Below are 22,679 nucleotides of genomic sequence, written 5' to 3'. Positions count from 1 at the left end.
TCGGGCGTGCGCGACTTACAGGGCCTCTGGCCCTGGCTGCCGCGCCTGGCGACCCTGGTTCTCACCGTTCTGACCCTCGATTACGTTCTTAACCTGGGCTATTTCAGTCTGGTCACCGCGGTGGAGAGCCAGTTTCTCTACACCGTGGTGGCGCTGATGGTGCCGCTGGTGTTCATCATGTGGCCCGCGTTTTCCGGTGGCGACCGCCGACGGGTGGCCTGGTACGACGTGCTGCTGTTTTTGCTGGCCGTGGGGACCTGCGGCTACTTTGTGTATAACGCCGAGCGCATTCTCGACAACGGCTGGGAATACGCCGCGCCGCAAACCGCCACGGTGATGAGTTTCGTATTGTGGGGGCTGACGGTGGAGGCGGTGCGCCGGGCCGGCGGCTGGCCGCTGGCGTTGATTGTCGGCGTGGCCGGCTGCTACCCGATGGTCGCCGACATCATGCCGGGGCCGATTCAGGGCTTTCCGTCCTCACCGAGCCAGACCGCCATTTACCACGCCATGAGCCGTGAAAGCGTGTTCGGCATTCCGTTGCAGGCGTTCGCCAATCTGGTGATCGGCTTTCTGCTGTTCGGCGTGGCCTTGCAAAAAACCGGTGGCGGGAAGTTCTTTATCAACCTGGCGTTCGCCTTGCTCGGCCATGTGCGCGGCGGGCCCGCCAAGGTATCGATCTTCTCCAGCGGCCTGATGGGCTCCATGAGCGGCAGCGTGATCACCAACGTGCTGACCACCGGGGTGCTCACTATTCCCGCCATGCGCCGGGTCGGTATCGGCCGCTCCTACGCCGCCGGCGTGGAGGCGTGCGCTTCCACCGGCGGGGTGCTGATGCCGCCGGTGATGGGCGCCACCGCCTTTGTCATGGCCAGCTTCCTGAATACGCCCTACAGCACCATCGCGCTGGCGGCGGTGGTGCCGTCGCTTTTGTTCTATCTCGGTCTGTTCGTGCAGATCGACGCCTACGCCGCGAAACATGAACTCAAGGGCCTGCCCGAAGAGGAACTGCCGTCACTCAAGCAGACGCTTAAGGAAGGCTGGTACTTTATTTTCGTGTTCGTGTTGCTGATCTGGATGCTGTTCTGGCTGCGCCGTGAAGCGATCGCGCCGTTCTACGCCACCGCGCTGCTGCTGGTGATCAACCAGATTCTGCCGTATCAGCGTTGGGGCTGGCGCGACGTCACCGACTTCTTCTCCAGTGCCGGCAAGCTGTTTGCCGAGTTGATTACCATTCTGGCCGGCGTCGGCTTGTTGGTGGGCGCGCTGTCGGTCACCGGGCTGTCGGGCACCATCGCCAACGACCTGATCTACATCGCCGGCGGCAACCCGCTGGTGTTGTTGCTGATGGGCGCGGTGACCAGCTTTATTCTCGGTATCGGCATGACCGTGACCGCCGCCTATATTTTCCTCGCGGTGGCGCTGGCGCCGGCATTGATTCAGGGCGGGGGTATGAATCCGCTGGCCGTGCACCTGTTCATTCTCTACTGGGGCATGCTCAGTTACATCACGCCGCCGGTGGCGCTGGGCGCTTTCGCGGCGGCCACGGTGGCCGGCTCCAAGCCGATGGAAACCGGCCTTAACGCCATGCGTCTGGGCAGTGTGATTTATTTCGTGCCGTTCCTGTTCGTGCTGAACCCGGCGCTGATTCTGCAAGGCGGCTGGCAGGAAATCGCGCTGGTACTGGCGCAGGCCCTGGTCGGTGTGGTGCTGATCGCCAGCGCCATTCAGGGCTATCTGGTGGGCATCGGCAGCTTGTCCACGCAGCGGCTCCTGCAATGGCCGATCCGGTTAATGCTGATCGTCGGCGGGCTGGCGTTCGCCGTGCCCGGCGGCGGCGCCATGCCGCTGGGTCACGGCGCCATGTTCGCGCTCAGCCTGGCGTTGACCGTGCCGGCCCTGGGGCTGGCGCTGTGGATCAATCGCGGGCTCTTGTCGTCCCGCCGGGAACCTGTATAAGGAAAGAAGGTTTTCTCGGACGGGGGCGCCATGATCGGTGACCGTGAAGTGATACTGTTCCAGGATCCGCGCATGCTGGATCACCGGCCCGACCCGGATGCCGCCTTCCTGCCGGGGCGGCTGGACCGCCGGGTGCGGGAAATTCTTTCCGGGCTGGGCGCCAAGTGGAGCTACCCGGAACACCCGGGCCGGCTCACCGCCGTGCTCGATCTGCTCGAGCGTGAGCCGGTGCCGGGCGTCCGTCTGGAAGCCGGGCGCGTGGCCACCCGGGCGGAACTGGCCCGGGTGCACACCACCTCCTACCTGGACGGCATTTACGCCATGCGCGGCGAAAACGCCTGGCTGGACATGGACACCACGGCGGTGTCGCCGGGCAGCGTGGAGGCCGCGGAGGTAGCCGCCGGCACCGCCGTGGCGGCGGTGGAGGCGGTGGTCGCGGGCCGTGCCGCCGGGGCCTTCGCCCTGGTCCGGCCACCGGGCCATCACGCCGAATCCGTGCGCGCCCGCGGCTTCTGTCTCTTCAACAACGTGGCGGTGGCGGCGGCCCATGCCCAGGCGGCGCTCGGCTGCCGGCGCGTGCTGATCGTGGATTGGGATGCGCACCACGGCAACGGCACCCAGGAAATTTTCTGGGCCGACCCGGACGTTCTGTTTTTTGATACCCACCGCGCGGCGCCGTTCTATCCCGGCTCCGGCTCGTTGTCCGAAGTGGGCGGCGGTCTGGGCGAGGGCTACACGGTGAACGTGCCGCTGCCCGGCGGCACCGGCGACATGGCCATGCTCAAGGCGTTCCGGGATATTCTGGTGCCGGCGGCGGACGCTTTCCGGCCGGACCTGGTGCTGGTGTCCGCCGGCTTCGACGCGCACCGCTTTGATCTGGCCATGAACGTCAGCTACGAGGGCTTCGCCTCAATGACCGGCATCGTGCGGGAGATCGCCGACCGCCATTGCGGCGGCCGGCTGGCGATGGTGCTGGAGGGCGGCTACCACACCGAATCCCTGGCCCGCGGCGTGCACGCCACCCTGGAAGTGATGGCCGGCGCCGACCCGCAGGACCCCTGGGCGCCGGGCATCAACGAAGTGGAAGAGGCCGCCGGGTTCCACCGCGACGCCTTCCGGGAAGACTAGCGCTCCAGCGCCCAGCTGCCCCGCGCCAGCGCTTCCACTTCCGCCACGTCCTCCGCCGGCACGCCGGCGGGGTCGATGTGCTCAAGCGGATCGTAGTGGAAGATGTACAGGCGTGACACGAACTCCGCCACCGGCAGGGACGATTCGCCGAAGCGCTCGCCGCGTCCTTCGGTGGACACCTTCACCCCGTTGCCCAGGTCCTGCCCGGAGTCGTTGTTGGGGTTGTAGAAGTACACCCGCATCACTTCGTCCTGATCCAGCGTCACCCGCTGGATGGTGATGGCGTGCCAGCCGACGAAACGGGCGGCGCTGTCGGTCACCGCCAGGCCCACCGGCTGCGGATAGATCAACGGCTGGTTGCCGTTGTGCAGCGGGTGGTAGCAGGCGTAGAAGTAACGCACGAAATCGTCGTAGTGGCTCAGCTTGCCGGTGGGCAGGTCCACCGCCAGCTTGAACCCGCGGCCCACCCACCAGCCGTGGAATTCCGGATTGATCCAGCGGTGCGGGTCGTCGCCACGGTCCGCGCACAGCGCGCCCATGGCGTGATAGATGCGGTCCAGGTGGGGCACCAGCACCGCCGACACCGCGTCCACGTCCAGCGGTGCGATCGCGGGCGTGGTCAGCGCCAGCTCCTTGGAGGACAGACGCTGGCCCTCGAAGTGCATCACCAGGTCGTCGTCGCGGGTGGCCCAGACGATCATCTGCAGCAGGTAGTCCGGATCGTTGTAGGCCCACATGGAAATCGCCCGCGCCGACTGGCAGGTGGGGTTGTTGCCCTGGCCGACGCCCAGCGGCAGGCCGAGCACGCCGAGCACGCCGGCGATCAGCTGCACCTTGGCCGGCCGGATGTCGCTCAGTGCCTGGACGATGGCGGCGTCGGCGTTGGCGCTCAGGGTCTGGCCCAGCTGCCGCCACAGCGCCGGCGCCACCGGCGGCGCGAACAGCACGCCGCGCTCCAGCATCAGCGCCAGCCCGTAGGCGGCCTGGGCGGTTTCCGGAAACACCGAGGCGTCGATCAGCGCGTAGACCAGATCCTGGTAGCAGAGCAGGGCGTCGCGGCCGGTGGCGCTCAGGCCCAGGGCGGCGCTCACCAGGTCGGTGGATTGGGACACGGCGAAGCGCAGGAACACCGGCTGATACGCCGACACCAGGCCGGTGTCGTGCATCGCGCGGGCGAAGCCGTTGGCCTCCTGCTGCAGGGCCTGGCTGTCCATGCCCGCCAACCGCTCGGCGTACACCTCCAGCCCCGGGTCCTCCACGGACGCCTGGGTGGGCCCGAACAGGGCACTCACCAAACGGTCCGCGCCGCGGCTGTTGGACACCGTGATCGCCGGGTTGTACAGGCAGGCGGCGATCTGCGTGATCATCGCCTTGAGGTGGTCCACCCGTACCGGCCGCTGGGCCAGAATCCGCCAGATCTCCTCGATCAGCCGGTCGATGATGTTGTCGTAGCCGATGCGCGACACCAGCAACTGCAGCACGCCGCGTACCGCCACCGCCATGCGGCCCTGGCGCACGCGGATCGCTTCGCCGCCGGTCTCGAACAGCAGGTCCAGGTTCAGCGCCAGCACCTGGGCCAGATAATGGTGCGCCTGTTCCGCGGACAGCGCGTCGTGGGGCAGCTCGCCCTGGGCCACCGCCAGCAGGCGCAATTCACTGAGGGCTTCCAGGGTGATGTCGTCCGGCGCACCCAGCCGCAGGGTCTGAACGGTGATGTCCGCCTGCAGAATCTCTGGGTTGGCCCAGTCGGTGCCGGAAAACAGGCCCGAATGTTCGATCGCCGTGGCGCGCTGATACAGCTGCTCGGCGCCCTCGGGCTGGCACAACAGGCGGCCGGCCAGTTGCAGGACCTTGCCGGTGTGCAGTGCCTTGGCGAAACGGCTGGCCTGGCTCACCTGTTCCAGGGCCTGGTCGAAGCGTCCCGCCAGGTCCGGTGTGGCGTCGTCGTGCTGCGTATCGCTGGTGCTCATGATATCCCCGGGTCGGGCTCGTTTGCCGCCGGTAGGGCGGCCCGCGTGACACTATACCCCAAGATGAACCCGGAACCCTTGACGCGGCAAGCGCTGCGTTCTGCTACCCTGTAAAAAGGGTCAGCGACCCGGTGTGCAAGGACGCCACGCCGAACCCCGCGGTGGCATGCCGCGCCCCCTCTCTACGGTCGGCCCGAAACAAGGAGATGATCATGACGGCCAAGAAAGATCCGCAAAAAGGTTACGTGGCCCTGCTGGGCTGGAGCCTGAACGCCATCGAAGCACTGGAAAAGTTCGACCGCCGGTTTGTGGTGGTGGCGCCGGACTGGGCCCGCGCGTTCGCCGAAGAGCACGACATTCCCTTCATGAGCTGGGATTTCGAACGGCTCAACGACCGCTCCATGGAAATCGCTGAAAAGCTTCAGGCGGAAGGCGTCGACGTGGCGATCCCGTTGTTCGAGGAGACGGTGGAATGGTCCGGGGCGATCAACTCGGTGCTGATGGACAACCCGCGGCTGTACGGCCAGTCGGTCTTGTTCCGCGACAAAGCCTTGATGAAACGGCGCGCGCAACTGGGTGGCATTCGCGTGGGCATTTTCGAAGAGGCCCACGACCGTGAAGACGTGATCCGCTTTCTCAAGCGGGTGAATCAGACGCTGCTCAAGCTGGACGGCGACCCGAACGATCCGATTCACCTGAAAGCGTTCGACAAGGCCGGCTGTCTCGGCCACCGCGTGATCCGCACGCCGGACGAAGTGGATACCATCCCGGACGAAGAATTCCCGGTGTTGATGGAAAGCCACCTGGACGGCTGGGAATTCGCCGTGGAAGCCTGGATCCACGACGGCAAGATCCGCTTCCTGAATATTTCCGAGTACGTGACGCTGGGTTATTCCGTGTTCGTGCCCGCCACCCCGGACCTGGAAAGCTGGCGCCCGCGCATCGAACAGGAAATCGAAAAGCTGATCAAAACTTTCGATCTGAAATCCGGCTTTATCCACCCGGAATACTTCGTCACCAGCGACGGCACCATGTACTTCGGCGAAGTGGCCTATCGCCCGCCGGGCTTCAAGGTGTTCGAGCTGCTGGAAAAGGTTTACGGCTTCAACGCCTACCAGGCCATGGTGCTGGTGTTCGACCCGAAAACCACCGAGCAGGAAATTGTCGATTTCTTCCCCAAGGAAGTAGTCGACGCCAAAGGGCACGCCGGTTGTTTCGGCGTGTACCCGCGCCGCCGTGTGGTCAGCCAGCTGGAAATTCCGCAAGAAACCCTGGAGCACCCGTACTTCGATTTCCACGAGCTCACCGCGCCGCTGGAAGAAACCGTTACCAAACGCACCGCCTTCGGCACCCACTGGGGCCTGGTGTATTTCCACGGCGACGACCCCTACCAGCTTCGCGATCTGCTCAAGCACCAGGAAGATCTGGATTTCTATATCTAAGCGGTTTCATCCACGCCTAAAGGCGGTATCGTCGGGGTTTGTCTTTCTTCAGCCAGAAGGCCCCGACGATGACCGCGGAGTTCCACCCCAGCGTTAACCTCAACCTCAATGTCCGTGGCCTGGGGGTGTCCGCCACCCTCGCCATCAACGAACTCAGTAACGAGTTGCTCGCCCAGGGGCGTCCGGTGTTCAAGCTGGGCCTGGGGCAGTCGCCGTTTCCGGTGCCGCCCTCCGTGGTCGGTGCCCTGCGCGAGCACGCCGCCGCCAAGGACTACCTGCCGGTGCTGGGGCTGCCGGCCCTGCGCCGCGCCGTGGCCGGTTACTGGCAGCGCTGGCAGGGGGTGTCGTTCTCCCCGGACAACATCATGATCGGCCCCGGTTCCAAGGAGCTGATGTTCATCCTGCAGCTGGTCTATTACGGCGACCTGGTGATCCCCACGCCCAGCTGGGTGTCCTACGCGCCGCAGGCGCGCATCATCGGGCGCCAGGTGCACTGGCTGCCGACCACCCGCGCCAACCGCTGGAAGCCCACCGCCGAGGCCCTGGAAAATCTGTGCGCCCGGGATCCGGGGCGCCCGCGTCTGGTGATCCTCAATTCGCCGGCCAACCCCCACGGCTACGGCTTCGACGAACAGGAGCTGCGGGCGCTGGCCGAGGTGGCCCGGCGCCACCGTCTGATTCTGCTCAGCGACGAGATCTACGGCGAGCTGGACTATAACGGCGCGCACCAGTCCATCTCCCGCTACTACCCGGAGGGCACCATCGTCAGCAGCGGGCTGAGCAAATGGTGCGGCGCCGGTGGCTGGCGGCTGGGCACCTTCGCCTTTCCGGACAACCTGCACTGGTTGCGCCAGGCCATGGCCACGGTGGCCAGTGAAACCTACACCTCGGTGGCGGCGCCGATTCAGCACGCGGCGATCACCGCCTTCCAGGGCGGCACCGAGCTGGAGGACTACCTGTTCCAGTCGCGCCGCATTCTGGCGGCGCTCGCCGGGCATCATGTGGCCGCCCTGCGTGACGCCGGGGTGGAGCTGGAGATGCCCGACGGCGCGTTTTATCTGTTTCCCGACTTCTCGCCGCTGGCGGCGCGGCTGGCCGGCCGTGGCATCCGCGACAGCGGCACGCTGTGCGAGCGGCTGCTGGAAGAGACCGGCGTGGCGACGCTGCCCGTCGAAGCCTTCGGGCGGCCGGCGGAGGAGCTGACCCTGCGGCTGGCGTTCGTCGACTTCGACGGCGAGCAGGCGCTGGCCGCCGCCGCGCGGGAAGCCCGCGATCGCCCCCTGGACGACGCCTTTCTGCGTCGCCATTGCGGCCGCTGTGTCACCGCCGTGGAAAAAATGGCCGCCTGGGTGGTCGGCGAGGCGACACCGCAGTAACCGGCGGCGCCGGCTACCAGGTGCCGGTGTTTTCCATCGACGCCCAGGGTTCCCGCTGGGGCAGGGCGTCGCCTTTCTGCAGCAGCTCCACGGAGATCAGATCCGGCGAGCGCACGAACGCCATGTGGCCGTCCCGGGGCGGCCGGTTGATGGTGTAGCCCATGCCTTGCAGGTGTTCGCACAGGGCGTAGATGTCGTCGACGCGGAACGCCAGATGGCCGAAGTTGCGCGCCGAGCCCATGTCCTCCTCCGGGTCCCAGTTCCAGGTCAGTTCCAGCTCCGCGTCCGGGCTCTCCGGGGCGGCCAGGAACACCAGCGTGAAACGCCCGCCGGGCACCTCCTTGCGGCGGTTCTCTTGCAGCCCCAGCCCTTCGCAATAGAAGCGCAACGACGCGTCCAGGTCGCTGACGCGCACCATGGTGTGCAGGTATTTCATAGGGATCTCCTTGCCGGCTGTGACGGGAAGCATGGTGCTCCGCCGATTGCGGGTGCACGATTGGAAGCGGATTCTGTCACGGTGCTGGAGGGCTTCGCCAGCGATTGCCGCCCTTCGCCGACTCTGATAAAAACGAAATTGCATTCCAAAATAATGATAGTGGTGCGCTGCGTACCCAAAGAGAGAGCACATGGATTTACACCTTATCGGCGCTTCGGCTCTGGCCCGGCGCATCAAGGACGGGGAGGTCACCGCCGAGGCCGCCCTGGAGCATTTCATAGACCGTATCGAGCGCCTTGACGGCGCCCTGAACGCGGTGGTGGTGCGCCGCTTCGAGCAGGCCCGCGAGCGCGCCCGCGAGGCGGACCGCGCCCTGGCCCGGGGCGAGGACTGGGGCGCGCTGCACGGCGTGCCGATGACCGTCAAGGAGACCTACGAAATCGCCGGCTGGCCCACCACCGCCGGCATCGAGGCGCTGCGCGAGCATGTCTCGGAGCGCACCAGCGTGGCGGTGCAGCGGCTGCTGGACGCCGGCGCGGTGATTTTCGGCAAGACCAATGTGCCCGCCTACGCCTCGGACCTGCAGACCTACAACGACATCTACGGCACCTCCCGCAACCCCTGGAACCCGGACCTGACGCCGGGCGGTTCTTCCGGTGGCGCGGCGGCGGCGCTGGCCGCCGGCTTCACGCCCCTGGAGCTGGGCAGCGACATCGGCGGTTCGATCCGCACCCCGGCGGCGTTTTGCGGTGTCTGTGGCCTGAAGCCGAGCTTCGGCCTGATTTCCACCCGCGGTCATGTGCCGGGCCCGCCCGGTGCGCTGGCGCGCCGTGACCTGTCCGTGGCCGGCCCGCTGGCCCGGCACGTGGCGGATCTCGAGCAAGCGCTCACTATTCTCGCCGCCCCGGACGAAGAGGAGGCCACCGCCTGGCGCCTGGAGTTGCCGCCGGCCCGCCACCGGGCGCTGAAGGACTTCCGCGTCGCCACCTGGCTGGACGACCCGCGCTGCCCGGTGGACCGGCCCATCGTCGACGCTCTGGAAGGCCTGAGCGCCCGGCTGGCGGAGCTGGGCGCCTCGGTGGACGCCGGCGCCCGCCCCGACGGCGTGACCCTGGGCGAGGCCCACGATATCTACTACCGGCTGCTCACCGGCACCATGGGCGAAGGCTTGCCCAGCGGTCTCTACGACCAGCTGCGCGAGGCCGCCGGCCAGGCGCCGGCGGACGACCACAGCTATCGCACCCTGTTCGCCAGGGGCGCCACCCAGTCCCACGCCGACTGGCAGCGCAGCCATGAGCAGCGCAGCGTGATGCGCGCCGCCTGGGCGCGCTTCTTCCAGGACTTCGACGTGATGCTGTGCCCGGTGGTGCAGACCCTGCCGTTCAGCCATCGCCACACGCCGGGGCCGGACCAGCGCACCCTCACCGTGAACGGGGTGGAGCAGCCCTACATGGATATCCTGGTGTGGGTGGGGCTGGCGGGTGCCGTCTATCTGCCCGCCGCCACGGTGCCCATCGGCCTCACCGAGGATGGCCGGCCCCTGGCGGTGCAGGTGATCGGGCCCTATCTGGAGGACCGCACGGTGCTGGCGTTCGCCGCCGCCCTGGAGAGCCTGGTCGAGCCGCTGCCGCAGGCACCGCTGGCGGCGCCGGCGTGAAGGGGTGACACTGAATATACCTTGCGACAAATTGAGGGTGTGGTGCGGCGGAAAGCTGTGCTACATTTCAGATCCTGGTTTCATTTTACGCCCTCGCTATTCCGCTATGCGAAATAACCATGCGGAATTTGTGAGATAAGCAGCACAACAACAACAGGAGTTTTCCATGACTCTGCTCAGCGTATTCCGCAAGCAATTGATGATCGGCGGTTCGGCTCTGGCTTTCGCGACAGCCACGGTCTTCTCTCCCCTGGCCCAGGCCGCGGAGGACACCATCACCTGGAAAGTGCAGTCGCACTGGCCCGGTTCCAGCAGCTCCTACGAGGACAGCCTCAAGCGTATCAAGCGGGTGTTGGAAGAGCGCACCGACGGCAAACTGGAGCTCGAGCTTTACGAAGCCGGCGCTCTGTTCAAGGCCCAGGAGACCTTTAACGCGGTCAGCCGTGGCGTGATTCAGATGGGCACCATCTCCCCGGCGTATGCCCAGGACAAGATGAGCCTGGCCGGTATCGCCTCGGGCCTGCCGTTCGCGTTCCGCAACGTCTGGGAAGCGGCTTACTTCCACAAGAACATGGGCTTTGAAGACATGCTTCGTGAGGAAGCGGCCAAGCACAACGTCTACTACTCCACCGACAAGGTGTACCCCACCGAAATGGTGGTGAAGAAGCCGATCGAAAGCTGGGATGATTTCACTTCCCTGAAGATCCGCTCTTCCGGCGCGCTGCAGAAGTTCCTCAGTGAAGCCGGCGCGGCGGGCACCTACATCCCGGGCGGCGAGCTGTATCAGGCGTTGTCCAGCGGCGTGGTTGACGGTGCGCACTGGGGCGCCGCCCAGGGTGCCGCCAGCATGGGTCTCTACGAAGTGGCCAAGTACCACGTACAGCCGGCTCTGAACATCGCCGGTACCGACGCCTTCATTGTCAGCCAGAAGGCGCTGGACAAGCTGCCCGAAGGCATGGCCAAGATCGTCAAGGATTCGCTCAACGAGCAGTTCTGGATTCGCACCAGCGAATACCTCTACAAAGAGCGCATCACGCTGGCCAAGGTAATGGCCGAGCAGGACGTGCAGATCAACACCATGCCCCAGGACGTGCAAGACAAGCTGGCTAAAACCGCCCAGAAAATGTGGGACGAGGAAGCCAAGCGTAGCGACAAGGCCGCCGAAGTGGTTGAGAAGCTGAAAGGCTTCCTGTCCGATCTCGGCTACCTGTAACACCCGAGAGCGCCCCGGGGGAGCCATGCGGCTCCCCCTTTTATTGTCCGACTATTGAGCCCCCCGCGGAGGAATCATGTCCTTCCTGCAGACGCTGATAAACGGGGTGACCCGCCTGAACGACTTTCTTGGCCGCTGGATCGCCCATCTGATCTTCGCCATGACTGCTTTGCTTCTGTTCGAGGTCATTTGCCGTTACCTGTTTGACGCCCCCACGGTCTGGACCACCGAGTTCGCCCAGTTCCTGTTCGCCATCTATTCGATCATGGCGGGCGGTTATGTGATGGCGCACCGGGGTCACGTCAACGTGGACCTGTTGTATTCCCATTTTTCGCCGCGCGTTCAGGCGGTGATCGATGTGTTCACCTCCGTGGTGTTCTACATTTTTATTCTCGCGTTTTTGTATTTCGGTACGTCCATGGCCTGGGAATCCTTCCAGGGCCAGGAAACCACCTATTCCGCCTGGAACCCGCCGGTATGGCCGGTCAAGGCCTTTATCCCGCTGGCGGTGACGCTGGTGTTGCTGCAGGGCACCGTGAAGCTGCTGCGTGACATCGCCGTGGCCATCAACCCGCGGTACGCCGACGTATTGAAAGACGGTCTCGACGACGGTGAAGGTGTCGCCGACAACATCGAAGCCGATGTGAAGGAGCAGCACCGATGAGCATCGAAATGATTACCCTGCTGTTCTTCGGCTCGCTGCTGTTCTTCCTGGTGCTCGGCCTGCCGCTGGCCTTCGTGCTGGGCGGGGTCTCGGTGATCTTCCTGTATTTCACCTGGGGCCCGGACGCCTTCTACATGGTCGCTTCGCAGATATGGAGCACCATGGGCAACTTCACCCTGGTGGCGATACCGCTGTTCGTGTTCATGGCGATGGTGCTGGAACGCACCGGCGTGGCCAAGGACCTCTACCGCATGATGTACCTGTGGTGGGGCGGCCTGCGCGGCGGCCTGGCCATCGGCACCCTGGGTATCTGCGCTATCTTCGCCGCCATGTGCGGCATCTCCGGCGCCGCCGTGGTGGCCATGGGCACCATCGCGCTGCCGTCCATGCTCGAGCGCGGCTACGACAAGCGCATGGTGCTCGGCTGCATCAACACCGGTGGCGGCTGGGGCATTCTGATTCCACCCAGCATCCTGATGATCCTCTATTCGCTGATCACCGGCGTGTCCGTGGGGCAGATGTTTGCCGCCGGCGTGCTGCCGGGCATCCTGCTGATGGTGCTGACCTGCATCTACATCATCGTGCGCTGCTACTTCCAGCCGCATCTGGCCCCGGCCCTGCCTAAGGACGAGCGCGCCTCCTGGCGAGAAAAAATGCTCGCCCTGCGCGCCGTGATCCTGCCCATCATCATCGTGGTGGTGACCCTGGGCTCGATCATCGCCGGCGTCACCACGCCCACCGAAGCGGCCGCCGTGGGCGTATTCGGCGCGCTGGTGTCGGCGCTGGTGTACCGCAAGTTCTCCTGGGAACTGATGCGCGACGCCTCGATCCGCACCTTCAAGCTCACCGGTATGATCATGTGGATTCTGTTCGCCGCCCACGCGTTCAGTGCCGCCTACCAGAGCATGGGCGCGCAGGAGCTGATCGAAGGCATGATCACCGGCATCCCGGGTGGCCCCTGGGCCGTCATCATCACCATGATGGTGATCGTGTTCTTCCTGGCCATGGTGCTGGACCCGGTCGGCATCATGCTGATCACGCTGCCGGTGTTCCTGCCCATCGTGCAGTCCATGGGCTTCGACCCGGTGTGGTTCGGCATCCTGTTCGTGATCAACATGGAGATCGGCTACATGACGCCACCCTTCGGGTTTAACCTGTTCTATCTGAAGGGCGTGGTGCCGCCGAGTATCACCATGAAGGACATCTATGTGTCGGTGATTCCGTTCGTGCTGGTGGAGATCGTCGGCCTGGCGCTGATCATGATCTTCCCGGAGATCGCGACCTATCTGCCCGACCTGATGTTCTGACCGCGTTTGTGGGAGCGGGCCCAGCCCGCGAAAGGGTGGCCTTAGCCACCCGGCAGGATACCAGAGGCGTTGTTGTTCCTCTTTTCAAGGTCTCTGGAATCCTGCCGGGCGCTCCGCGCCCTTTCGCTTGCAGGCAAGCTCCCACAAACCTACCCGCCGTAGCACCCGTTTGCCATACTCCCGGACACAATAAAAACCCGGGAGAGAGAAGTGGGCTACATCGACCCCCAGGCGCGCACCGACCAGGCCGCCTATATCCATGAGTCCGCCTGGCTGTACGGCGACATCGAACTGGCGGAAGGCGCCTCGGTGTGGATCAACGCCGCGCTGCGCGCCGAGCTCTATGACATCCGCATCGGCCGCTACACCAACCTGCAGGATTTCGTCATGGTGCATATCGGCAACCACACCGGCACGCGCATCGGCGATTACTGCTCGATCACCCACCATGTGACGCTGCACGGCTGCACCATCGGCGACAACTGCCTGGTGGGTATCAACAGCACCATCATGGACGGTTGCGTGATCGGCGATAACTGCATCATCGCCGGCCATACTTTTCTGAAAGAGGGCACCGAGATTCCCGACAACTCCATTGTCATGGGCGCGCCGGGCCGGGTGGTGAAAACCCGCGACTGCGGCGAGCCCAACCGGATCAACGCGCTCGCCTACTACAAGAACGCGCTCGCCTATCAACGGGGCGACTTTCGCGCCTGGGCGCAGCCGGATTTCTTCCAGCAGCTGCGCCGGGAGGTGGGCGAGGCGGAGTGATCCCGGCGCTGTCGAAACGACGTCCGCCGGTTCGACTGTGGAGTATCGATGCCCAATGGCGTTTGCTCCCGGAGAATCGAGATGGATTATATTTGCCTGGTGTACGTGGATGAGAACCGGTTGGCGTCACTGCCGCGCGCCGAGCGGGATACTCTGCTGGCGAAGACCTGCGACTACCGGCAAGCCCTGATCACCGAGCAGCACTATCAGTGGGGCCAGTGGTTGCCGTCGGCGCGGCTGGCGACCACCCTGCGCCACCGCGACGGCGGCCTGCGGTTGCGCGACGGCGCCGCCGTTCCCGGGGACCAGCAACTGGCGCTGGTGGTGCTGCTGCGCGCCCGCGACCTGGACCAGGCGTTGCGGCTGGCCGCCGGCCTGCCGCTGGTGCGACTGGGCTGCGTGGAGGTGCGCCCGCTCAGCGAGCCGGCGCCCTGGAGTCGCCAGGGGGACGCTCAAGGGAGGGAAGCGTTTGTCGATTAGCCGTCATATCGAAGCCCTGTACCGGGAGGAATCACGCCGGGTGCTGGCCACCTTGATCCGTCTGCTGGGCGATTTCGATCTGGCCGAAGAGGCGCTGCAGGACGCCTTCACCGCGGCGGTCACGCAATGGCCCGTGGACGGGGTGCCCGACAATCCGCGCGCCTGGCTGATCAGTGCCGGGCGCTTTAAAGCCATCGACCGGCTGCGCCGCCGCGCCCGCTTCGACGCCTCCCTGGAAGAGCTGGCGCTGCGCTTCGAGCAGGCCACCGAAATGCCGGACCTGGACCTGAGCGTCGAGGACGACCGGTTGCGTTTGATCTTCACCTGCTGCCACCCGGCGCTGTCCGAGCAGGCGCGGGTGGCGCTGACACTGCGCGAAGTCTGCGATCTCACCACCGAGGAGATCGCCAGCGCCTTCCTCACGCCCACGCCCACCGTGGCCCAGCGCATCGTGCGTGCCAAGGCCAAGATCCGTGACGCCGGCATCCCCTACCGGGTGCCTGAGAAAAGCGAGCTGGCGGAGCGGCTCGACAGCGTGCTTCAGGTGATCTACCTGGTGTTCAACGAAGGCTACTTCCCGTCGTCCGGTGACGCGCCGACCCGCGCCGATCTGTCCAGCGAGGCCCTGCGGCTGGGCCGTCTGCTGCTGTCCTTGCTGCCGGAGCCGGAAGTGGCCGGCCTGCTGGCGCTGATGCTGCTCACCGAGGCGCGCCGGGCGGCGCGCACCGACGCCGCCGGCGACCCGGTGCTGCTGGACGACCAGGACCGGACGCTGTGGGACCGGGTCTTGATCGCCGAGGGCGAGAAACTGGTGGAGCAGGCGCTGCGTTCGCGTCGCTTCGGGCCCTACAGCCTGCAGGCGGCGATCGCCGCCGTGCACGCCGAGGCGGCCCGTCCCGAGGACACCGACTGGGAACAGATCGTGGGGCTCTACGACGTGCTGCTGCGCGCCGCGCCGTCGCCGGTGGTGGCGCTCAACCGGGCGGTGGCGGTGGCCATGCGCGACGGCCCCGAGGCCGGGCTGGCGCTGATCGACGGACTGCTCGCCGACGGCGGCCTGGACGGCTACTACCTGGCCCGGGCCGCGCGGGCGGACCTTTGTCGCCGTGCCGGCCACATCGAAGAGGCCCGCGCTGGCTACCGCGAGGCGCTGGCGCTGTGCCAGCAGGGCGCCCAGCGCGCCTTCCTGGAAAAGCGGCTGGCGGCGCTGGATGTTGAATCCGCCGCCCGCTGAACGACCAGGGATAATCCACCCATCAATAAGGCCGATAAGGCCAAGGAGAGTACCGATGAAATACCTGTGTCTGGTGTACGCCGAGGAAGCCTCGCTGCACAGCCTGCCCGACAGTCCCGAGGACGACGAATGCCAGGCCTACGCGGACTCGCTGGCGGAAAGCGGCCACATGCTCGGCGGCGAACCCCTGGAGCCGGTCCGCAGCGCGGTTACGGTGCGGGTGCGTGACGGCAAGACGTCGGTCACCGACGGTCCCTTCGCGGAGACCAAGGAACAGCTCACCGGCTTTTACCTGGTCGACGCCCGCGATTTGAACGAGGCCATCCGCATCGCTGAGAACATTCCCCCGGCCCGGGTCGGCAGTATCGAAGTGCGGCCGGTCAGAGAGCTTCAGGTGAACGGGGAAGGGTAAACGGAGAAGGTAAGGAAGACGCCGCGCCCCAGGGGGCGCGGCGTAACGGGCTTAACGCCGCAGCTTACTCTTTGATCAGGTAGTCGCCGTACTGATCGCGGAGCTTGTTCTTGAGCACCTTGCCGGTGGCGTTGCGCGGCAGTTCGTCCACGAACACCACCGCGTCGGGCAGCTGCCAGGAGGCGATCTTGCCCTCGTAGCCGGCCAGGATGTCCTTTTCGGACGGGTCCTGACCTTCCGCCTTCACGGCGATCAGCAGCGGGCGCTCGTCCCACTTTTTGTGGGTGGCGGCGATCACCGCGGCGTCGGCCAGTTCCGGCATGCCCACGGCGATGTTCTCCAGCTCCACGGAGCTGATCCACTCGCCGCCGGACTTGATCACGTCCTTGGAGCGGTCCTTGATGGTGACGATGCCGTTCTCATCCAGGGTGGCGATGTCGCCGGTGGGGAACCAGCCGTCCACGTGCGGCGGCTCGGCGTCCACGTTGAAGTAGGCGCTGATCACCCAGTGGCCCTTGGCGTACAGGTCACCCTGGGTTTCGCCGTCCATGGGCAGCTCGTTGCCGTCGGCGTCGGCGATGCGCAGGTCCACGCCGAACGGCGGGCGGCCCTGTTTGGCGCGAATCGCGGCCTGCTCTTCCTCGGACAGCTGGGTGTGCTTGTGCAGCAGGGTGCTCACCGAGCCCACCGGGCTCATTTCGGTCATGCCCCAGGCGTGCAGCGTGTCCACGCCGTAGTCGTCACGGAAGGTGGCGATCATGGACGGCGGGCAGGCGGAGCCGCCGATCACGGTGCGGGTCAGGCTGGGCACCTTCTCGTTGGCTTTCTTGAGCGCGCCGATCAGACCCTGCCACAGCGTCGGTACGCCGGCGGCGCAGGTCACGTTTTCGCTGTTGATCAGGTTCTTCAGGCTGTCGCCGTCCAGACCCGGGCCGGGCAGCACCATCTTGCTGCCCACCATGGCGGCGGCGTAGGGGATGCCCCAGGCGTTCACATGGAACATCGGCACCACCGGCATCAGGCAATCCCGGGCGGAAAGATCCAGGCTGTCCGGCAGCGCCACGGCCATGGAGTGCAGCACCGTGGAGCGGTGCGAGTAGAGGGCGCCTTTCGGGTTGCCGGTGGTGCCGGAGGTGTAGCACAGGCTGGAGGCGGTGTTCTCATCGAATTCCGGCCATTGGAAATCGGCGTTGCCGGAATCCACCAGGTCGTCGTAGAACTTGATGCCGGGCACTTTCTCGGCGGCTTCGGCGTCTTCGCCGCTCAGCAGCACCACGTGCTCCAGGTGTTCCAGCTTGTCCTTGATCGCCGCGATCAGCGGCAGGAAGGTCTTGTCGATGAGCAGGACGCGGTCCTGGGCGTGGTTGAGGATATACACCAACTGTTCCGGGAACAGGCGCGGGTTGATGGTGTGGCACACCAGGCCGGCACCGGACACACCGAAATAGGCTTCCAGGTGGCGGTAGTTGTTCCAGGCCAGGGTGGCGACCCGGTCGCTCTGTTTCAGGCCCAGGCCCAGCAGCGCCGAACCCAGCTGGCGGGACCGCCGTTCCACTTCGCCCCAGTTGGTGCGGTGGAGGCCGCCGGTGGTCTCCACGGAGACGATCTCTCCATCGGCGTGGTAGCGGGCGGCGTGGGCGATCTGTGCGCTGATCAACAGCGGCTGGTTCATCATTTGGCCTAGCATGTTTTCTCTCCCGAGGCTTGGCGGTTGTTGTTTTCGGCTACCGAGGTTTGCGATATCCCCGTGCCATGTCAAATAAATTCGCTTCAACTGGGTACCTTCAAGGACCGGCAGTCGCGACGTCGTGAAGGAAACGTGTTCGTGGCCGGAAACTGAATAAGTTCGCTTGACCCAACCGTGCCCTTGAGAGCGCTGTGGCCCTGGGCTAATGTGAGCGCCCTTTGCCAACCCTACGTTTCCGGATACCCCTTATCTATGTGGATCAAGAACCTCACCGTTTTCCTGGGCGCGGAGCCCTTCCCCTGGTCGGCGGCGGAACTGGAGGAGCGCCTCGAGCAGCACCGCTGCCCGCCCTGCGGCCGCCAGAGCCTGAGCAGTGAAGGTTTCGTGCCGCCGCTCAAGGGCGAAGACCGCATGGTGGTGGTGGCGGACGGCTTCCTCTACTGCGTGCACCAGGAGATCGCCCGCCTGCTGCCCGGGCCGGTGATCAAGGAAGAACTGGACGAAAAGGTGGAACAGATCCGCGAGCAGGAAGGCCGCCCGGTGGGCCGCCGTGAGCGCGCCGAGCTGAAGGACCAGATCACCTTCGAGCTGCTGCCGCGCGCCTTCACTCGCTCGCGCCGCACCGGCGTGCTGATCGACCTGGAGCGCCGCCGCATCCTGGTGGACAGCGCCTCGGACAGCCGCGCCGAGCAGATCGTCGCCGCCCTGCGCAAGGCGGTGGACTCCCTGCCGGTGACCCGGCCCACCGCGGCCAGCGCCACCACCGCCGCCTTCGGCGAATGGCTGCGCGACCCGGCGTCGCTGCCGGAGGGGTTCACCATCGGCGACCGCTGCGAGTTCAAGGACGGCGACGGCGCCAGCGTGCGCATCACCGCCCTGGACCTGAGCCGCGAGGAAATCCTCGCCCACCTGGAACAGCTGGCGGCGGTGAAGGTGAACCTGTGCTGGAACGACGAAATGGAATTCGACCTGCAGCAGGACCTGGCCATCAAGCGGCTCAAGCCGCTGGACCTGATCCAGGAGAACATCGACAACATCAACGCCGAGGACGCCCTGGAAGAGCTGATGGCCCGCCTCAGCCTGCAGGGCGCCACCCTGCGCGCCGCCCTGGACAGCCTGTACGACTACTTCGAAGTGAAAGCCGAGAGCATCGGCGCCGCCTGATTCTCGACGCAAACCACCATGGCGCCCGGCTTCCCCGCCGGGCTATGTTGGGCTCTCCAACAACAACATTCAGGGCCCGACATGATCGAGCAGACCATCGAACGCTGGCACCGGCTGGTGGACACCAAGGACGCCGAGGCGCTCAACGATATCCTCGCCGACAACGTGGTGTTCCACTCGCCGGTGGTGCACACCCCGCAGGAAGGTAAGGCGATCACCAAAATGTACCTCACCGCCGCCCTGCACACGCTCAACAATGAGCATTTCCGCTATGAGCGGGAAATCCTCGACGGCCGCAACGCGGTGCTGGAATTCACCACCGTGCTGGACGGCATCCAGCTCAACGGCATCGATATGATCCACTGCGACGAAGACGGCCGCATCGACGACTTCAAAGTGATGGTGCGACCGCTGAAAGCGGTCAATAAGATCCACGAAATGATGGGCGCCATGCTCAAGAAGCTGGGCTAGTCGCGGGTGTTACCCTTGCTCGAGCTGCCAGCGCACGCCGGCCAGTTCAAAGCCGCCCCGATCCACCGCCAGCCCCTCGGCTCCGGCCCGTGCCAGCAGAAGGTCCGGGTCGGCGCTACGCAGTGACAGCGCACTCAGGCACTCCTTCCGACCGGGCTGGAACCGCAGCGCCACGCCGCCGGCATCGGCGCGGTGATCGTCCGCCACCGTTATACCGAGCAGGCTTCCCCAGTGGGCGGCCAGATCGCCGGGCGTGGGGCTGTCCAGGGTGACGGCGTGCAGACGGCAGGGTGGATCCGGTGACGGCGCCGCCTGCCAGTCGGGCCCGGCCGGCCAGTAAGGCCCGTCCAGGGCCGCGCCGCCGTCGGTGCGGTTGAACTCGATCATCGCCGCCCGGCAGCCTTTGGGGTGCAACTGCACGCCCAGGTAGGCGTCCACCCGCAGGCGGTTCACCACCGGCACCCCCAGCGCTTCCGCGTCCCGGGCGCGGCGCTCCGGATCCTCGCAATCGAAGATCGCCATATAGCCGCCCCGGCCACCGCTGCGATCCAGAAAGCGGCCGGCGGCGGTGCCGTCCTCGGTCGGCGCGACGATTTCGATAAAGCGGTCGCCGAGCCGGAAGATCACGTTCTCCAGACCGTAGCGGGCCAGGTGCGGGTCCCGGTGGCAGGGCGCCGCGCCGAGCACGGCGGCCAGTGCCCGCTCCGGCGCCGCCAGCGCCGGCGCCACCAGGCACACCTGCCGCAGCCTCGGGGTCGCCATCAATCGAACAGAATCACCTGGCGGATGGCGTCGCCGTCGGCCAGCCGGTCGAAGCCTTCGTTAATGTCTTCCAGCTTCATGCGGTGGGTGAGCAGCTTGTCCACCGGCAGGCAGCCGGCCTGATAGAGCGCGATGTACTCGGGGATATCCAGCGCCGGCACATGGCCGCCCAGGTAGGAACCCAGGAAGCGGCGTTCCTCGGCCACCATCTGCACCGGGCTCACCGCCAGGCGGGTGTCCGGGTGGGGCAGGCCGGCGGTGACCGTGCTGCCGCCCTTGCCGGTGGCGGCGAAGGCGAATTCCAGCGCCGGGCCGACACCGGCGAACTCGGCGGCGATGTCCACGCCGCCGCCGCTGATGTCCTTGACCTGTTGCACCGCGTCCGCGTCCTTGGAATTGACCACATGGGTGGCGCCCATGGATTTGGCCAGCGCCAGCTTGTCCTCGGCGATGTCGGCGGCGATCACCTGACGGGCGCCGGCGGCCACCGCTCCCAGCACGGCGGACAGGCCCACGCCGCCCAGACCCACCACCAGCACCGACTGGCCGGCGCGCAGGCCGGCGGTGTGCACCACCGCGCCCATGCCGGTGAGCACCGCGCAGCCGAACACGGCGGCGATCTCGAACGGCAGGTCCTTGGGAATCTTCACCGCGGAACGGCGCGAGGTCACTGCGTGTTCGGCGAAGCCGGACACACCCAGGTGGTGGTTGATGGTGGCGTCGCCCTGGTGCAGGCGGCGGTCGCCGCCCAGCAGCACGCCGTCGTTGTTGGCCTTGGCGCCGGGGGCGCACAGCGCCGCGCGGCCCCCCAGGCAGTAGTCGCAGGTGCCGCAGCTGGGCACGAACGAGAACACCACATGGTCGCCCACTTCCAGATCGGCGACGCCGGCGCCCACTTCCACCACCTCGCCGGCGGCTTCGTGGCCCAGCGCCATGGGCAGCGGCCGGGGCCGGTTGCCGTCGATCACCGACAGGTCGGAGTGGCACAGGCCGGCGGCGCGCACCCGCACCAGAATCTCGCCGTGGCCCGGGGCGTCCAGTTCCACCTCTTCGATTTTCAGCGGCTGGGAGTCCTTGAACGGGCGCTGGGCGCCCATCTCACGCAGTACTGCGGCACGGGTTTTCATTGCGTTTCCTCGTCGTTGTCCTTGGTGAAGGTCTGGTCGTTCTCGCCGCTGAAGAAGCGGCGACCGTAAATCAGGATGCACAGCGCCACGCCCACGGCGAACGCCCAGGTGGCGCCCTTGGTGGCAAGCACCGCGGCGACCACCCCGGCGATGCCCAGGTCGCGCTGGCTGCGCGCTTCGAGAATGCCGATGCGCACGCTCACGTAGCCCTGGATCAGCAGCGTCAGCGCCAGGGCCACGCCCAGGATCGGTTCCACCAGGCTGACAATCGGCATCAGCAGCAGGCCGGTGTTGGTGCCCCAGCGGAACGAGCCGGCGCCGCCGAAGATCGAATCCATCGCTTTGCGGCCTTCCTTGAAGCGCTCCACGATCACCACGTGCATGGCGGCCCACAGCGGGCCGCACATGGCCACGTCCGGGCCGATGATGCTCATGGTGGCGTTGCGGCCGCCGAAGATCATGTGGGCGCGGTCCGGGTTGTAGTCCACGTTCTCATCCTGGCGGCTGGCGTCCGCTTCCTTGAGCAGCGCCTTGCCCTGCAGCACGTCGCCGAACAGCACGATGTAGGCCGCCAGCATGGTGGGGATCGCTTGCAGGAACATTTCCGGCGACGGCAGGCCCAGGCCGAACACGGTGTACTCGTTCCACAGGGTGGCGAAGTCCGGCGTGGTGAAGCCCCATTCGATGGTCGGCCAGGGCGCTTCGCTGAACAGCGGCGCCAGCACGATGGCCAGGGCGATGATCGGAAAAATACCCAGCTTGCCCAGGGTGGACCAGAAGGCATTGCGGGTTTTCAGCACCGCGAAGTGCTTGGAGAAGATCAGATAGAAGGCGATGCCGATGGCGATGGAAATGGTCCACGGAAAGCTCTCGAAACGGCCGCCCACCTCGAACACCGAAATCACCGCGGCGATGCCGGCGCCCATGATGATGCCCGCCTTGATCGCCGGCGGCACCAGGCTCACCACCCGCCTGGATAACCCGGTGGCGCCCAGCCCGATGCAGAACACACCCAGTAACAATTGAAACGCGATCAGCGCATGCACCCGGGCCTCGCCCTCCGGAAAACTGGCGCAGTAGGCCATCAACAGAGGGATCGCCGGGGTGATCCAGCCGGGCACCACCGGGTCGCCCAGCAGGTGGTGCAACAGGTAGAGAAAGCCGTTCAAAAGCACCACCGCCAGCGCCGCCTCGAACGGCATGCCCAGCAGTTCGGTCATCAACGGAATCGCGGCCAGATCCACCGCGCACATCAGCAGACCCTGGAAATAATCGGGCCATTCGAAGCGGTAATGCAGGAAGGGCAGACGGAGTTTGAACGGGCCCATCGGCCAGTAAAGGGTCTCGCCGTCCGGCCGACGGTAATCACGCCTGGATGTGTCACCCATGAAGAAGGTCCCGAGCTCGTTGGTATTATGGCGT

The 22,679-nt window shown here is 66.0% G+C and carries 20 protein-coding genes; 14 read left to right on the top strand and 6 right to left on the bottom strand.

The genetic code is table 11. The features are described from left to right. Positions 1-6: 6 nt before the first annotated feature. Positions 7-1,956, top strand: coding sequence for a TRAP transporter permease (locus ACMG4O_RS01630; protein ID WP_255442539.1), 1,950 nt, complete (start codon positions 7-9; stop codon positions 1,954-1,956). 30 nt (positions 1,957-1,986) lie between these two features. Then, on the top strand, positions 1,987-3,084 hold the full coding sequence (locus ACMG4O_RS01625) for a histone deacetylase (RefSeq protein ID WP_142949200.1): 1,098 nt from the start codon (positions 1,987-1,989) through the stop codon (positions 3,082-3,084). Here ACMG4O_RS01625 and ACMG4O_RS01620 read toward each other — a convergent pair. Next, complete coding sequence (locus ACMG4O_RS01620) at positions 3,081-5,054, bottom strand: hypothetical protein (protein WP_194855222.1); 1,974 nt, start codon at positions 5,052-5,054, stop codon at positions 3,081-3,083. The two genes, ACMG4O_RS01625 and ACMG4O_RS01620, sit on opposite strands and share 4 nt — an antisense overlap. Positions 5,055-5,266: 212 nt before the next feature. Between ACMG4O_RS01620 and ACMG4O_RS01615 the strand changes: the two genes are divergently transcribed. Then, positions 5,267-6,496: an ATP-grasp domain-containing protein gene (locus tag ACMG4O_RS01615; RefSeq protein WP_142949198.1), complete on the top strand. Its 1,230-nt coding sequence runs from the start codon at positions 5,267-5,269 to the stop codon at positions 6,494-6,496. A 68-nt stretch (positions 6,497-6,564) separates the two neighbouring features. Further along, positions 6,565-7,872: a pyridoxal phosphate-dependent aminotransferase gene (locus tag ACMG4O_RS01610; protein ID WP_414434273.1), complete on the top strand. Its 1,308-nt coding sequence runs from the start codon at positions 6,565-6,567 to the stop codon at positions 7,870-7,872. A gap of 13 nt (positions 7,873-7,885) precedes the next feature. Here the strand turns inward: ACMG4O_RS01610 and ACMG4O_RS01605 are convergent, their stop codons facing one another. Beyond that, positions 7,886-8,308 (bottom strand): VOC family protein, encoded by a 423-nt coding sequence (locus tag ACMG4O_RS01605; RefSeq protein WP_414434272.1) that lies wholly within the window; start codon positions 8,306-8,308, stop codon positions 7,886-7,888. A 190-nt stretch (positions 8,309-8,498) separates the two neighbouring features. On the opposite strand from ACMG4O_RS01605, the gene ACMG4O_RS01600 reads away from it, so the two are divergent. The 8 genes from ACMG4O_RS01600 (at position 8,499) to ACMG4O_RS01565 (ending at position 16,046) form a co-directional block, all read left to right on the top strand. Next, positions 8,499-9,965, top strand: coding sequence for an amidase (locus ACMG4O_RS01600; protein ID WP_414434271.1), 1,467 nt, complete (start codon positions 8,499-8,501; stop codon positions 9,963-9,965). 166 nt (positions 9,966-10,131) lie between these two features. Next, positions 10,132-11,178 carry a TRAP transporter substrate-binding protein DctP gene (gene dctP, locus ACMG4O_RS01595; protein WP_194855217.1) on the top strand — a complete coding sequence of 349 codons (1,047 nt, stop codon included), beginning with the start codon at positions 10,132-10,134 and terminating at the stop codon, positions 11,176-11,178. 76 nt (positions 11,179-11,254) lie between these two features. Continuing rightward, on the top strand, positions 11,255-11,842 hold the full coding sequence (locus ACMG4O_RS01590) for a TRAP transporter small permease subunit (protein WP_194855216.1): 588 nt from the start codon (positions 11,255-11,257) through the stop codon (positions 11,840-11,842). Next, complete coding sequence (locus ACMG4O_RS01585) at positions 11,839-13,149, top strand: TRAP transporter large permease (protein ID WP_067611650.1); 1,311 nt, start codon at positions 11,839-11,841, stop codon at positions 13,147-13,149. The genes ACMG4O_RS01590 and ACMG4O_RS01585 overlap by 4 nt, the downstream gene beginning before the upstream one ends. A 210-nt stretch (positions 13,150-13,359) precedes the next feature. Further along, positions 13,360-13,920 carry a gamma carbonic anhydrase family protein gene (locus ACMG4O_RS01580; RefSeq protein ID WP_067611647.1) on the top strand — a complete coding sequence of 187 codons (561 nt, stop codon included), beginning with the start codon at positions 13,360-13,362 and terminating at the stop codon, positions 13,918-13,920. Positions 13,921-14,001: 81 nt separating this feature from the next. After that, positions 14,002-14,400 (top strand): YciI family protein, encoded by a 399-nt coding sequence (locus ACMG4O_RS01575; RefSeq protein ID WP_185956931.1) that lies wholly within the window; start codon positions 14,002-14,004, stop codon positions 14,398-14,400. Further along, the gene (locus tag ACMG4O_RS01570) at positions 14,390-15,634 is read left to right on the top strand and encodes an RNA polymerase sigma factor (protein ID WP_414434270.1); all 1,245 of its coding nucleotides are present in this window, start codon (positions 14,390-14,392) and stop codon (positions 15,632-15,634) included. Before ACMG4O_RS01575 ends, ACMG4O_RS01570 begins: the two co-directional genes overlap by 11 nt. A 55-nt stretch (positions 15,635-15,689) precedes the next feature. After that, positions 15,690-16,046: a YciI family protein gene (locus ACMG4O_RS01565; RefSeq protein WP_142949190.1), complete on the top strand. Its 357-nt coding sequence runs from the start codon at positions 15,690-15,692 to the stop codon at positions 16,044-16,046. Positions 16,047-16,110: 64 nt separating this feature from the next. Here ACMG4O_RS01565 and ACMG4O_RS01560 read toward each other — a convergent pair whose 3' ends face one another. Further along, positions 16,111-17,733 carry a long-chain-fatty-acid--CoA ligase gene (locus ACMG4O_RS01560; protein ID WP_142949189.1) on the bottom strand — a complete coding sequence of 541 codons (1,623 nt, stop codon included), beginning with the start codon at positions 17,731-17,733 and terminating at the stop codon, positions 16,111-16,113. A gap of 252 nt (positions 17,734-17,985) precedes the next feature. On the opposite strand from ACMG4O_RS01560, the gene ACMG4O_RS01555 reads away from it, so the two are divergent. Together ACMG4O_RS01555 and ACMG4O_RS01550 are read left to right on the top strand one after the other, a co-directional pair. Next, complete coding sequence (locus ACMG4O_RS01555) at positions 17,986-18,897, top strand: recombination-associated protein RdgC (RefSeq protein ID WP_142949188.1); 912 nt, start codon at positions 17,986-17,988, stop codon at positions 18,895-18,897. An 81-nt stretch (positions 18,898-18,978) separates the two neighbouring features. Beyond that, entirely contained in the window at positions 18,979-19,368 is a 390-nt protein-coding gene (locus ACMG4O_RS01550) for a nuclear transport factor 2 family protein (RefSeq protein WP_194855213.1), read from the top strand. A gap of 9 nt (positions 19,369-19,377) precedes the next feature. On the opposite strand, the gene ACMG4O_RS01545 is transcribed toward ACMG4O_RS01550, so the two are convergent. From ACMG4O_RS01545 to ACMG4O_RS01535, 3 genes are read right to left on the bottom strand one after another with little or no spacing between them, the layout of a single operon-like run. After that, the gene (locus ACMG4O_RS01545; RefSeq protein WP_414434269.1) at positions 19,378-20,130 is read right to left on the bottom strand and encodes a VOC family protein; all 753 of its coding nucleotides are present in this window, start codon (positions 20,128-20,130) and stop codon (positions 19,378-19,380) included. Then, positions 20,130-21,257: a zinc-dependent alcohol dehydrogenase family protein gene (locus tag ACMG4O_RS01540; RefSeq protein ID WP_414434268.1), complete on the bottom strand. Its 1,128-nt coding sequence runs from the start codon at positions 21,255-21,257 to the stop codon at positions 20,130-20,132. The genes ACMG4O_RS01545 and ACMG4O_RS01540 overlap by 1 nt, the downstream gene beginning before the upstream one ends. After that, positions 21,254-22,645, bottom strand: a complete 1,392-nt coding sequence (locus tag ACMG4O_RS01535) for a hypothetical protein (RefSeq protein ID WP_335629491.1) — start codon at positions 22,643-22,645, stop codon at positions 21,254-21,256. The genes ACMG4O_RS01540 and ACMG4O_RS01535 overlap by 4 nt, the downstream gene beginning before the upstream one ends. Positions 22,646-22,679 lie beyond the last annotated feature (34 nt).

It is taken from the genome of Alloalcanivorax venustensis, assembly GCF_047495515.1.
GTDB lineage: Bacteria > Pseudomonadota > Gammaproteobacteria > Pseudomonadales > Alcanivoracaceae > Alloalcanivorax > Alloalcanivorax venustensis.
This window is presented reverse-complemented; position numbering and strand designations above follow the sequence as displayed.